The sequence below is a fragment of the Haloterrigena sp. H1 genome (genome assembly GCF_005938085.1).
GTDB lineage: Archaea > Halobacteriota > Halobacteria > Halobacteriales > Natrialbaceae > Natrinema.
Genome location: NZ_SMZK01000002.1, coordinates 560,470 through 572,397, shown reverse-complemented (window position 1 = coordinate 572,397; position 11,928 = coordinate 560,470). Strand labels below are relative to the sequence as shown.

10 protein-coding genes and 5 pseudogenes are annotated in these 11,928 nt (G+C 57.9%); 13 read left to right on the top strand and 2 right to left on the bottom strand.

The window, feature by feature from the left end:
- Positions 1 to 198: 198 nt before the first annotated feature.
- A pseudogene (locus tag E2L06_RS18205) lies at positions 199 to 532 on the top strand (restriction endonuclease); the annotation flags it as partial.
- A gap of 444 nt (positions 533 to 976) precedes the next feature.
- Here E2L06_RS18205 and E2L06_RS22565 read toward each other — a convergent pair.
- Positions 977 to 1,144 carry a helix-turn-helix domain-containing protein gene (locus E2L06_RS22565; RefSeq protein ID WP_249361517.1) on the bottom strand — a complete coding sequence of 56 codons (168 nt, stop codon included), beginning with the start codon at positions 1,142 to 1,144 and terminating at the stop codon, positions 977 to 979.
- 736 nt (positions 1,145 to 1,880) lie between these two features.
- On the opposite strand from E2L06_RS22565, the pseudogene E2L06_RS18190 reads away from it, so the two are divergent.
- The 4 genes and pseudogenes from E2L06_RS18190 to E2L06_RS22560 form a co-directional block, all read left to right on the top strand.
- Positions 1,881 to 2,523, top strand: a pseudogene (locus tag E2L06_RS18190) (helix-turn-helix domain-containing protein).
- Positions 2,524 to 2,607: 84 nt separating this feature from the next.
- On the top strand, positions 2,608 to 2,958 hold the full coding sequence (locus E2L06_RS18185) for a HalOD1 output domain-containing protein (protein ID WP_138782951.1): 351 nt from the start codon (positions 2,608 to 2,610) through the stop codon (positions 2,956 to 2,958).
- Entirely contained in the window at positions 2,955 to 3,140 is a 186-nt protein-coding gene (locus tag E2L06_RS18180) for a hypothetical protein (protein WP_138782952.1), read from the top strand. The genes E2L06_RS18185 and E2L06_RS18180 overlap by 4 nt, the downstream gene beginning before the upstream one ends.
- 418 nt (positions 3,141 to 3,558) lie before the next feature.
- Positions 3,559 to 3,849 (top strand): annotated as a pseudogene (locus E2L06_RS22560) (hypothetical protein); the annotation flags it as partial.
- Here the strand turns inward: E2L06_RS22560 and E2L06_RS18170 are convergent.
- Positions 3,840 to 4,684: pseudogene (locus E2L06_RS18170) on the bottom strand (ATP-binding protein); the annotation flags it as partial. The pseudogenes E2L06_RS22560 and E2L06_RS18170 sit on opposite strands and share 10 nt — an antisense overlap.
- A gap of 606 nt (positions 4,685 to 5,290) precedes the next feature.
- Between E2L06_RS18170 and E2L06_RS18165 the strand changes: the two are divergent.
- The 8 genes and pseudogenes from E2L06_RS18165 to E2L06_RS18135 all read left to right on the top strand — a co-directional run bounded on the left by E2L06_RS18165 (position 5,291) and on the right by E2L06_RS18135 (position 11,918).
- Positions 5,291 to 6,162: pseudogene (locus E2L06_RS18165) on the top strand (SDR family oxidoreductase).
- 90 nt (positions 6,163 to 6,252) lie between these two features.
- Positions 6,253 to 6,756 carry a hypothetical protein gene (locus E2L06_RS18160; RefSeq protein WP_138782954.1) on the top strand — a complete coding sequence of 168 codons (504 nt, stop codon included), beginning with the start codon at positions 6,253 to 6,255 and terminating at the stop codon, positions 6,754 to 6,756.
- Positions 6,753 to 7,502, top strand: coding sequence for a hypothetical protein (locus tag E2L06_RS22840; protein ID WP_283241369.1), 750 nt, complete (start codon positions 6,753 to 6,755; stop codon positions 7,500 to 7,502). Before E2L06_RS18160 ends, E2L06_RS22840 begins: the two co-directional genes overlap by 4 nt.
- Positions 7,451 to 8,266 carry a hypothetical protein gene (locus E2L06_RS22835; RefSeq protein WP_283241368.1) on the top strand — a complete coding sequence of 272 codons (816 nt, stop codon included), beginning with the start codon at positions 7,451 to 7,453 and terminating at the stop codon, positions 8,264 to 8,266. The genes E2L06_RS22840 and E2L06_RS22835 overlap by 52 nt, the downstream gene beginning before the upstream one ends.
- Positions 8,267 to 8,582: 316 nt before the next feature.
- On the top strand, positions 8,583 to 9,752 hold the full coding sequence (locus E2L06_RS18150) for a thiolase domain-containing protein (RefSeq protein WP_138782956.1): 1,170 nt from the start codon (positions 8,583 to 8,585) through the stop codon (positions 9,750 to 9,752).
- Positions 9,749 to 10,144 (top strand): Zn-ribbon domain-containing OB-fold protein, encoded by a 396-nt coding sequence (locus E2L06_RS18145; protein ID WP_138782957.1) that lies wholly within the window; start codon positions 9,749 to 9,751, stop codon positions 10,142 to 10,144. Before E2L06_RS18150 ends, E2L06_RS18145 begins: the two co-directional genes overlap by 4 nt.
- Positions 10,141 to 11,163 (top strand): CoA transferase subunit A, encoded by a 1,023-nt coding sequence (locus tag E2L06_RS18140; protein WP_138782958.1) that lies wholly within the window; start codon positions 10,141 to 10,143, stop codon positions 11,161 to 11,163. The genes E2L06_RS18145 and E2L06_RS18140 overlap by 4 nt, the downstream gene beginning before the upstream one ends.
- Positions 11,160 to 11,918: a CoA-transferase subunit beta gene (locus E2L06_RS18135; protein ID WP_138782959.1), complete on the top strand. Its 759-nt coding sequence runs from the start codon at positions 11,160 to 11,162 to the stop codon at positions 11,916 to 11,918. Before E2L06_RS18140 ends, E2L06_RS18135 begins: the two co-directional genes overlap by 4 nt.
- The last annotated feature ends 10 nt before the right edge of the window (positions 11,919 to 11,928 follow it).

Sequence of the window (11,928 nt, the reverse complement as noted above, 5' to 3'; positions counted from 1 at the left end):
GATCGTGCATCCAGACGGCACGCTGGCGACTCGTCACGGCCGAGTCGGTGATCACGATATACGTCCTGCCATCGGTCCAGGCATCGGCACTCGCCTCGCCGTAGTACACCTCTCGGTCAATCCCAAGCTCCCGTGTGAGCACTCGAGCGACTCAGAACATATTTACCAATTGAGTAATGTGTTCTGGATATCTCCGAAATGGCAGTCTTGAATGATTTCTCTGGGTTCGAGTTCGAGGATCTGATGGAAGACGTCTTCCGAAACCTCGGTTACGAAAACGTCCAGCAGGTCGCAAAAACGGCTGATGGAGGTCGGGACATTCTGATGGAAGAGATCGTCGACTCGAGGAGCGATTGTTGTCGAGTGTAAGCATACAGGGACTGTCGGACGGCCGGTCATACAGAAACTTCATTCGGCCATTGCGACGTTTGACTTCGACGGACCCAAGCGCGGAATGGTCGTCACGACAGGTCGGTTTACCAGTCCCGCCCAAGAGTACGCCGACCACCTCGAGCAGAACGGCAATCCCTATTCGTGGACATCGTACGGTTCGACCAGCGTCAGGATCTTCTGTTCTAGTTCACCGCCAATAAACCGGATATTATCCGTTTCACCCTCATAGTCGATTATCGAGCCTCGTCCAGTTTTGGAAGATGGGTATGATGAAGTGCGATCCGGACGCGTTGTCGGTGTTCGTCTGACTCCCATTTCGCGTCTTCGTCTCGAACCCGGTCTGCAACGCGATCTACAAGCACATCGTATTCCAGTGTCTTCTCGGATGCGTGTCCAACGCGTCGAGATGGCGCGTCGGTGTTCGTTCGCTACTGCCGACAGAATCGTATCGGGGGAGATCGGTCTCTCACACCCTGAAGAATCGGAAACCGCATCAATTGACTGAATATCACGTGTTCAGATCTCGATTCTCTCCATACTCACATAGTGTGGGTCCAACTGGCTGGTTCTGTCCCATGGTGTATCAGGAAACAGTCAGTCCACTTGCCCCGCTGACTCGGGAGTGAGAAATGCGTACCTCCCGAACTACGATGGCACGACGCAGTCGCTCCGTTACTGCCTGATCGGAAATCCCGAGTTCGTCGGCTAACTCCGCAGTCGTACAGCCGCGTGGAATGTCGTAGTATCCCATTCGAACGGCAAGCGTAAGCGCTTCTCGTTGGGCCCACTCAAGCCGTACCACGGACCGGCTCAGGGTCCGTCGGATGTATATACGGGTTAGCTTCAGGTGATGTGCGCGTCCTCACAACAGTCCTGGCACTGACTCAATGTCTCGCGGTCTGAGAATCGCATCTCGAAATTCCACCCTTCTGGTATCCAGTCGCACTCAGTATTGCCCGTCGGTTCCAAGATGCATCGAAAAAGGTGTCCTGGCTCGCATCCCATTCGAGCCTGATCAACGTCCGGTCTTCGAACACGTCCACCTTCGTGACGCTGTTGACAGTTGGATAGCGTTCGACGGTATCGAGAAAGCCGTCTTCGACCGGTTCGTAGACCAGAAGAGCGGCACGGTCACGTCCCCACTCGGGACGAGCGTTTCAAGCTCGATGGCCGACGCTTGCTCTAGACTGAGATTTGTCCGAGTTCGAAATCATCGGACGGGATCCGAATCTCCGTTATCACACTCATGCTCGCTTGTGAGACTAGATTGCTTGGTCGTACAAAAGGAGATGACATGGTACACCATGGCTTCTCGGAATTCGACGAGGACTGCCTATTCGTGAAGTACCTCGGGGACAAGCCCCGAGGCATTCGCCCTACTCAGCCTGTAGAAGGCACGATAACGATAAAACAACCGTGTGTTGTCTCTTCTCGAAGCTATGGTACATCACCCGTGCCGGTATCTTCCTGCTAGACGAAGGCTTACCATGGCGACTGTGATGGAGTTTACGAGTCCAGTAGAGGAGTTTCCACTGGGAGTGTGTTCGAGAACTTGCCGGGAGTGACGGTCGAACTGGAGCGGCTTATTCCACACGAGACGCTGATTATCCCGTACTTCTGGGTACGCGGTGCGGAAACGGAGGACATCGAAGCTGCGTTCGAAGAACACGCCGGCGTAAGCAACATCCGACTGGTCGATAGCATCGAAGACGAGTATCTCATGCGTGCCGAGTGGGAACAAGAGTACTTGGCATCCTGAATGCGCTGGCCAAGGCCAACGTCGTCGTGCTCTCTGGAATCGGAACGAAAGACGAGTGGCGATTCGAGGTGCGTGGCGAGAGCCAGGAGGCAATCGCTGATTTTCGAGAGTACTGCCAGAAAAACGACATTCCGATAGCGATCACCGCCGTCCACGCCATGCTTCCGATCCAGGGAGAGGGCTACGAGTTAACCGAGATGCAGCGCGAGGCGTTGGTATTAGCATACCAGCGAGGGTATTTCAACACCCCGCGCGAGGCGTCGCTCGAAGAGATCGCTGACGAGCTCGACATCACCCAGCAGTCGCTTTCCTCACGCCTTCGACGTGGGCATCGACGCCTCATTGGAGCTACGCTCAGCAGTTCGTTGTGATCATTCGGAGAGACACTACGTTATAAACCACCTGTATAATCAGTACCCCTATTGAACCGACTCAGACGGCTAGAATCAGGCAAGATGGACGCAACGGTATCTGGGGTTGGAGTTGAAGCGGTTGAGTACTCTCAGGAATCTGGGACTGCTCGCACCCAGTTCGATCAAGAGAAGACACCTGCGAGCATGGCTGTTATCGCAACGCTGGCGGACCTAATGGGGACTGATCCGGTTGAACTCGACCCGCTCCATTCTACTGTTGACCCCGACGAATTAGATGCGCTCGTCCGCGTTCGAAACGGGACGAACGGAGATTCCCACGTGACATTCACGCACGAGGGGCACGCGATAACCGTACACAGCTACGGTGTGATCACCATCACACCAGAACAGGAACTCACAGCGGAGAAGTACGAAAGGGACGTGGGAAGATGACTTCTGAGGAGGCCTCGCTTACGTCCAAGAAGGAATTGAACGTGGAGCTGAAAGCCCTCCTTCGCAGGGCCTACGAGAGTGGAATCGATGTGGAAGGCGGATTCGAATGTCGGAATGGGGTCGAACATCCTGACTGGGACGTGATCGTCACGGAAGTCGAAAAGAACGGGCGTTCGGAGTGACCGACGACGAGGGTAACCGGTCGTAGCAGATAACAGGCCCGTGGGACAGAAACTCTGTTACGAACTCCATCACGTTCTACTCCCCGAATTAACGGATATGGAACTTGTCGAGTTCGGCAGGTTCGAAGACGAGGTATAGCGAGGACTGAGATTCGACGAGGTACTTCGATTTCTCGAACAGATCGCTGACGATAATGACAAGTAATCTGGAACTGTAATCGCTTTGCTGCTGAATATGCGCCCTGAGAATTGCACGACGCTACGAACATCATCCATAGCTGGTAGGAATCCAGCAGTCCGTTCTCACATCTACTTACTGGCCAATTCACCGCAGCAGTCGGTGGATCAAACCAGTAGGAGAATCCTCTGACACCCGCCGAGAACAAGGTTTAGTCGGGACGGCGCGTAACTCCACTGTATGCCATTCAGCGTCAGTTGGCACACTCTTCTCGAGCATCTGGATGAGTTGCCGGCAGACGCAACACTGATCACACCATTGTCGCACTCTCGCATCCATATCACAGATATCCAGGAACACCGTATTGTCGTCCAGTTTGACGAGTCCAACGAGAAGCGTCCGCTCCAGCGCGAGCAGTTTGAGACACCCTACCATCAGATACAGACTGCGCACGATGGGTTCGATCTCGACCGGCTGCCGCCAGATGCCGACCCGTATCCAGCGGTGTTGAGCGTTCATTCCCCCTTCGAGACGACGACCCCACCGATCCCATACTCCCGTTTTGTCGTCACATACAGTCCATTACTGTAGATGTCGAGTCCCTCGTGGGGCGTGTACTCGAGTGCGAGAATCGCATCTTTAGTTTCGCGTGTGAGTGACGGATGGGGTGAGTCAGCCACTGCCTCGAGTGGATCGCCCTTGTCGACTGACTCGCCGTTGATCACGACCGAGACGCCTGTCCGGGATTGCACGTATGCGAAGCGCTTGCGAAGATCGCGAACGTAGCGTCGCCAGCGGTAGCTGTCCGGGTCCGGCACTTCGTCTTCGCAGTGGTCGATCTTGACGAGCATTCCCTCGAGATGATGCACAGCGTCCACGAGCTGGCCATCACGTCCGCTGACGTCTGCCCACTTCCCAGAGTTGCGTCGATCTCGGTAGTCAAAACACAGTGCGGTGTCGTGACTCCAGATACGAACGGCACCCTTCGCGATGATCGCACCCTTGCCGATACCCCACTCGCCGATTGTCTCGTCGTCTGCGCGTTGCTTGCTTCCTGCGCCGAGCACCGACAAGTTGCGTCGTCCCTCAGTCGACTCGAGGTCAACGTCAGCACCGTCGTCGAGGATGATCGATCGCTCGGGTGAGATGCTGATCAACACACGGGATGACCCAGGACTGCCGATGCCGTTTTGGACCGCTTCACGGATCGCGTCTGTGAGATCCGCCATCTGATCTTCGATAGGTGCGTTGCGACCCGCTCGTCAGCTGTCATCGTCACGGTCTCGTCAGCCGATGGCTGACTAGCTGGCTTCGAGTCAGTTGTCTCGTTCGTGGTGAACTCCGATAGCGTCGGATGGTCTGTCATGGTGTCCACTCATGTGGCATCATAGAAACCGAACCGTGCGGTCACTTGGGAACAGGAATGAAATCCGGTTCGACTTGGCGCAGTCTCCCGGTGCTCTCGAGGAACTCGGGGACCGCGTTTCGTGCGTGCCCGCTGAAAGCATCGCATTCAACTCCGCTCGTTCATCGGCAGACAGATCGGCAGAGTACTGTTGTGTTCGTGGCATAATTCTCTTCAGAGAATTTCTGAACACACCACGCAGGCGCTCTACGCAGACAAAGCTAGCAGTTCAGGGCTGAAGACGCAATAGGCCACTAACTCCACACTGCTGGCGAACCGTCCGTTTCTGCTGCGGTACTCAGTTGGTACTAGATCTCGATCGTTCTACTGAATGCAGACATAGTTCTGAATAATGTACTGGGTCGTGTTTAGATAAACTGGTTCCTGTGATGACGAACGATTTAACCCACTAATCAGTCCCAGCCTCTCATCCACTTGAGTGCTGACGACTTGATCTCGAGAACTTGTTTGAACTCTTCTGAGACGGCGATCAAAACCGAAAGCCGTCGGTAGTGATTACATATCAACCTTCCGTTTAAACCAGGTACCGTCCGTTTCTCCAATTGCATGAGCGGGGAAGCCGACACTCACAACAGTATTGAACCACCCGAGATCACTGCCGACTCGATCCATCAACTCGACGATCCTCGGTTTGCGAATGAGAACGTGGCGATCGTAACTGGCGCGGCTTCGGGATCGGCCGTGCGACGGCGCTTGTCTTGGCAGCAAACGGCTTGACGACGATCGCAACTGATGTCGACGAGGACGGTCTCTACGAGACAGTCGAGAAAGCAGACGACCTTGCGGTGGAGGGTAACCTCGAGACGGTCGTCTGTGACCTGACTGACGACGCCGAGATCAAGGCGCTTGTCGAAACGGCTGCTGATGCAGGACAGCTTCGGTACGTCGCGAATATCGCCGGCGTACAGCATATCTCACCAATCACGTCGTTCCCGATGGAGATGTTCGACCTGCTCTATCGGGTGATGCTCCGTGCGCCGATGTATCTCACGAAACTGGCGCTCCCACACATCCGTGAGGCTGAGGACGGCATCGGCGCGATCGCCAACATGGCGTCCGTCCACGGTCACTACGTGACTCGCGATAAGGTCGCTTACAATACGATGAAATTTGGCCTTCGAGGGCTAACCAAGTCGACTGCGGCCGAGGGTGATGGTGATATCCGTGCGTTCACGGTCAGTACGGGCTACGTCAAGACACCACTCGTATTGGATCAGATCGAGGATACGGCTGAAGAACGCGGTATTTCCGAGCGAGAGGTTGTCGAGGACGTGATGCTTGGACAGGCACGGTCTTCCGAGATGATGGAACCGGTTGAGGCTGGCAACTTGTTCGCCTTCGGACTTTCACGTCACGGTAAGCATCTTAACGGCGACGACCTGTTGTGGGATGGCGGCTTCGTGAACACGTACGAGTGATGTACACATGGAACATACAGATCGGGCCCAAAGGCGCGAATTGGAACACAGAAATCAGAGCCTCAAGTCGACCATCGAGAGGGCAGCGACATGTTAGACGGCGAGATAGACGTCGAAGGAATGACCTCGAAGCTGATGCTCGTAAGCGGTGTGCTATGGACAGCTGTGCTCGGACTCGGGATAGCCGGCCACTGGTTCATCGCCTTACTCGTCTCGGTGTTCCTCTTTCATCCGTGGTTCGTCATCGGTGCGAGCTCCAACGGGACGATTTCGACGAAGCTACTCGTCTACCCCCTCGGAATCTGGACTGGGCTCCAGCTATCGGCGTTCGTCCTTACCGAGTACTACTCGAACGCGTTCGCAGGCGGCTCCCCGGAGTTTCTGATTACCGGAATGCATCCGTCCTTCGCCGCCGTCTACTGGCTCTACTGGGTCGGCGGGTTCATGACAGTCACGCTTGCCTACGGAATTTACTTCCGGACACATTTCCTGCCGGACGAGGAGTGGGACCGGTTCCTCAAGGAAGTCGAGCAGGTGAACACGGAGAGCGAGACACAGGATGTCGACGAGTCCATGGAGGTGTCTAGCCAATGAACGACGTGCTCGTTCCCGGTTTCGTTGCGCTATTTATCCTCTCGGTATTCGCTGTCGGCCTCTATAGCCAGCGCCTGATCGACTCCTCCGATGAGTTTTATGGTGCGACGAAGATGTTCGGTGCGGCGGTCATTACCCTCGCGAGTATGTCCGGGATCATGAGTGCCTTCGGGTTCATCGGCGGCCCGGGGCTCGTTTACCAGATGGGCACGTCCTCGCTGTGGATGACCTTCGCCAGCGGCCTCGGGTTTGCGATGGCCTACTGGATCGTCGGCAAGCGCGTTCGCGGGATGGCAGACGTCGCCAACATTGGCACGCTCGGTGACATCGCCGACGAGCGGTTTAACAGCGGCGCGATCCGGGGGATACTTTCGGTGATTCTGTTTATCGCGTGTTGGGCCTACCTTGCCTCGCAGGTCGCTGGCGGCGGCTACGTCCTCTCGGTGATCCTCGGGGTCTCGATGGAGACCGCCGTCTGGCTCGTGTTCGGGCTGATCATTGTCTACGTTGCCGTCGGTGGGATGGCGTCGGCCCAACTCGCGGGGGCGTACACGGGTGCGGTGATGCTCATAGGCGTCGTCGGTGTCATCGTCGGGTTCTTCCAGATTGCCGGTGGGATGGAGAACACGACCATGACCGTTGTTGAGGCCGGCGAACTCACGGGCGAAGACGTGACGAAGGCCTTTACCCCCAGATGCTTGATGGCTGGGGGCTCGCTGAAGGCTCTGCCCCCGGTCTACTGTTGATCTGGCCGATCGTCTTCAGTATCGGCGTCATGGGCCAACCCCAGGTTCTCCAGCGGATGTTCTCGATCAACGACCCGAAGGGACTGAGAACCGTCGGCCTCGTTAGCGGCGTCACCTATGCCGTCGGGAGTCTTCTCTGGTTGCTTATCGGCTTCATTGCGCTCTATCTGGTCGCTTCCGGAGCGATCGAACCGCTTGCGGATCCAGACATGGCCGCCTTCGAGTTCGTCGAACGGTTGCACATTGTCCTGCAAATGATCATCTACGCGGGGCTGGTCGCTGCAATCATGTCCACCGCCGCATTCTTCCTGTCGGTCGCCTCCGGCGCGATCGCCCGTGACTTCGTGCGAGCGATGGGCTGGGAGTTTTCCGAACGACGGGAAACGTGGCTGGGTCGGGTTGCAGTCCTCGTTGTCGGCGTCGGCGCGGTGATCTTCGGCCTGTACGGCGGCCACCTCGTCGCGATTCTTGGCACCTTCGGCTGGGGGACATTCGTCAGTGGAACGATACCCGCTGTGGTTGTCGGCCTGCTTTGGAAGGGTGCAAGCCGAGAGGGCGTCACTGCCGGCCTCGCCTCTGCACTCCTGCTCAACGTCATACTGCTGACTGCGACACAGCTCGGGTACTCGTTCCCGATCGGGATGGACTTTTACTTCATCGCGATCGCCGTTTCGATCTCCGTGACGACTTTCGTCTCGTACTTGACTGACGGTGCCAGCGGCGAAAACGTCCCGGAGCACGTCAAACCCATCTTCAAACTCTAACGGAGGTGAAAGACATGGAACTCTGGCTCGTCGGCTTCGTCGCGATGATGGTGATCAACCTGATCATCCTCTTCTTGAAAATATAGGCGGCTCTCCGCTGGCCGCCCTCCTCGCTGTTTCACGGCGCGACTGTGCCTCGTTTTCGAAGCACCCACGACGGCTGTCGACTCTCTCAGTCAACAGTCACAACCGATATCTGATTTGTTCCAGGAAACCCGTTTCCCAGACCTGCCGTCATGTGTTAGCGCCTGCGAGCCCGGCATTGGTATACATATCAACCCGCCGGTTTTCGCCGCTAGAGTACCTTTCACCAGTAATGGCAGAGATACTGATAGCTGGTGTCGGTTCGACCGCGTTCGGCAACCATACCGACCGAACCGGTCGGAAACTGTTTGCCGAGGCGCGCTCAAGCGCACTCGAGAAAAGCGCCGTACCACGTTCGGACGTCGATGCTCTCTACTACGGCAACTACATGGGAGAAACCTCCGAGAAACAGAGCCACCAGGCCCCGCTAATGGCTTCCGGGATCGGGACGCCCGGTCTTGAGGCGACACGCGTTGAGAATGCGTGTGCCTCCGGCGGCTATGCCGTCGCCGATGGCGTGCGGGCGATCATGAGTGGCGAGGCTGATGTCGTCCTCGTCGGTGGACTCGAGCGAATGACAACTCTAGAGACCGCAGAGACAACGGCAGCACTCGCCCGGGCCGCAGACGAACTTCACGAGGGACGTCCCGGCCTGACGTTCCCCGGGGCGTACGCGTTGCTCGCGGATGCCTACATGGAGCGCTTCGGCGGCACGCACGAAGACCTGGCACACATCGCGGTGAAAAACCACGAGAATGCGGCGACCAATCCGAATGCACAGTTCCATGACAGAATCGACGTCGAAGACGTCCTCGAGGCTCCACCGGTCGCCGATCCACTCGGCTTGCTCGATGCCTGTCCCATCAGTGACGGGGCTGCGGCAGCCGTCCTTGTCTCGGGCGAGTACGCGGCCGAACACAACCTCAAGCCCGCAGTCGCGATCACTGGTTCCGGATGCGGGACGGAGTCACTATCTTTGCAAGAACGGGGAGAACTGACGCGGACGAAAGCGGCTGAATCGGCTGCCCAGGCCGCCTATAGTCAGGCCGAAGTGACCGCTGACGATGTCGACGTTGCCGAGGTCCACGACTGCTTTACCATCGCCGAAGTGCTCGCGCTCGAGGCACTGGGGTTTTACGAGCCCGGTGAAGCAATCACAGCAGCCCGCAAGGGCGAAACGGTTCGCGACGGACAGCTGCCGATCAACCTCTCCGGCGGGCTGAAAGCGAAGGGCCATCCCGTCGGTGCGACGGGTGTCAGCCAACTCGTCGAGCTGACCAAGCTACTCGCGGGAACGCACCCGAACGCCGACGCGGCTCCCGATGCGGAGGTCGGCGTGACCCACAATGCGGGTGGGACGGTTGCAACTGCTGCTGTCCACGTCCTGGAGGTGGCGGAATGAGCGTCGAGATAGCCTGCGAGACTGGCTACGACGCCTGGCTCGACGCACTCGAGGCCGGCGAGGGCTACTACCTCCGTCGCGACGGGCGGGCACTCGTCCCGCCGGCTATGGCGGGGGCAGCAGCCGACCTCGAGCGTGAACCGCTTCCCGACACTGGGACAGTCGAAGCGAAAACCGTTATTCGTGTCCCCCACCCCGACTTCGGATCGGACGTCCCCTATGCGATCGCAATCGTCGAATTCGGCCCTGTAACGCTGACGGGACAGGTCACTGGAATCGACCCCGAAGCCGTCGGGACCGGCTTCGAGGTCGAGGCGACGGTACTCGAGGCGGAGACGAGCGGCAAGCGGTTCGTCGCGTTTCGCCCCGTAGGCGAGGTGAGTGATCGATGAACGTCATCGACGAGGGGAACGGCGAACTTGTTGGTTGGGAACACCCCGATGATGTCCGAAAGTGGAATAGTGAAAAGCGCTCGCGTGCGTTCGAGGACAAACGCATGGACGCGGGCGAGGCGGTCGAACGGTTCGTCGACGACGGTGATCTCCTCGCCAGCGGTGGCTTCGGTCATGTCCGGATCTCGACGCCGATCCTCCACGAGATCGTCAGGCAGGACATTGAGGATCTGACGCTCTCGGGGAAAACCACTGTCTTCGACGCCGATCTACTGATCGCAGCAGGTGCAGTCTCGAAAGTTGAGGCCGCTTACTGTTTCGCCCACGAGACCCGCGGGCTCGCACCTGCAGGTCGTCGCCGAGTTGAGGAGGGCGATGTCGAGGTCGTCGCCGAGGCAAGCAACGCAACTCTTCAGTGGCGATTTCTCGCCGCGAAGATGGGTGTCCCGTTTGTTCCATCTCGGATTCTTGCAGGAACAGAGACCTTCGAGAAGAGTGCAGCGAAGATCGTTGAGGATCCCTGGACTCGCGAGCCGATCACGCTCGTTCCCGCCTGTTATCCTGATATCGCTTGTATCCACGTCTCGAAAGCCGACAAGTACGGGAATGCAGTTATCGACGGTATCAGCGTCGAAGACCCGGAACTTTCGGGAGCTGCGAAGCGGCTGATCGTCACCGCCGAAGAGATCGTCGACAGCGACGAACTCCGGGCGCGGCCCAAAGACGTTGAGATTCCCTACTTCCTCGTCGATGCGGTCGTCGAAGCGCCCTACGGGAGTCACCCCGGTGAGATGCCCTACCAGTACTACTTCGACGAGGATCACCTCAAGGAGTGGATGGAACTCACAACGACTGAAGAAGGCCTAGAGGAGTATCTCGAGCGCTACATCACCGGAACCGAGGACTTCGAAGAGTACCTCGAGGCTGTCGGCGGCGAGGAACGACTCGCTGACCTCGAAGCGATCGAGAATTACGAGCGCCCGGACGCGGGCGGTCCCGAAGGAGGTGAGCGCGCATGAGTGAGGAGTACACATCAACGGAGCTGCTGACGACCGTCGCTGCAAGCCTCATCGAAGACGAGAGTACGATCATCGTCGGGACGGGGATGCCGATGCTTGCGGCGATGCTCGCTCAGCGGACGCATGCGCCCGATGCGACCATGATCTACGAGGCCGGTGGCATCGGCCCCGAAGCACCTGAACTGCCGATATCGGTCGGCGACGAGCGGACCTTCCACAGGGGCGTAAAAGCCGCCGGGATGCACGACGTCATGTCCTACATGAGCGCCGGCTTCGTCGACTACGGCTTTCTCGGGGCCGCACAGATCGACCGCTGGGGAAATCTCAACTCGACGGTCATCGGCGACTGGGAGTGCCCGACCGTTCGGTTCCCAGGTAGCGGCGGTGCAAACGACATCGGGTCGCTCGCCAACGAAACGATCGTCACGATGCGCCAAGACGAGATGAGTTTCGTCGAGGAACTTGACTTCCGCACCACACCGGGCTACCTCAAGGGGCCGGGTGCACGCGAAGAGGTTGGGCTGCCTGCCGAAACCGGACCGAGCCACGTGATCACCCAGTATGGCGTCTACGGCTTCGACGACAACCGCGAGCTGACACTCGAACTCTTACACCCAGGCGTTGAAGAGACAACAGTAAACGAGGAAAGCGGCTTTCGGATTCATGTTGGGACGTACGATCGGAGTCCGGAGCCGACCGCAGAACAGTTACGACTCCTGCGCGAGGAGATCGATCCACGAGGCATCATCCGCTGAACACCCCTCC

What these genes read in the sequence shown, in the direction of transcription:
- E2L06_RS18150 (WP_138782956.1), top strand. Translation starts at nt 8,583, where the DNA reads ATGGCAGAGATACTGATAGCTGGTGTCGGTTCGACCGCGTTCGGCAAC.
- E2L06_RS18145 (WP_138782957.1), top strand. Translation starts at nt 9,749, where the DNA reads ATGAGCGTCGAGATAGCCTGCGAGACTGGCTACGACGCCTGGCTCGAC.
- E2L06_RS18185 (WP_138782951.1), top strand. Translation starts at nt 2,608, where the DNA reads ATGGACGCAACGGTATCTGGGGTTGGAGTTGAAGCGGTTGAGTACTCT.
- E2L06_RS18135 (WP_138782959.1), top strand. Translation starts at nt 11,160, where the DNA reads ATGAGTGAGGAGTACACATCAACGGAGCTGCTGACGACCGTCGCTGCA.
- E2L06_RS22835 (WP_283241368.1), top strand. Translation starts at nt 7,451, where the DNA reads ATGCTTGATGGCTGGGGGCTCGCTGAAGGCTCTGCCCCCGGTCTACTG.
- E2L06_RS18140 (WP_138782958.1), top strand. Translation starts at nt 10,141, where the DNA reads ATGAACGTCATCGACGAGGGGAACGGCGAACTTGTTGGTTGGGAACAC.
- E2L06_RS18180 (WP_138782952.1), top strand. Translation starts at nt 2,955, where the DNA reads ATGACTTCTGAGGAGGCCTCGCTTACGTCCAAGAAGGAATTGAACGTG.
- E2L06_RS22565 (WP_249361517.1), bottom strand. Translation starts at nt 1,144, where the DNA reads ATGGGATACTACGACATTCCACGCGGCTGTACGACTGCGGAGTTAGCC.
- E2L06_RS18160 (WP_138782954.1), top strand. Translation starts at nt 6,253, where the DNA reads ATGTTAGACGGCGAGATAGACGTCGAAGGAATGACCTCGAAGCTGATG.
- E2L06_RS22840 (WP_283241369.1), top strand. Translation starts at nt 6,753, where the DNA reads ATGAACGACGTGCTCGTTCCCGGTTTCGTTGCGCTATTTATCCTCTCG.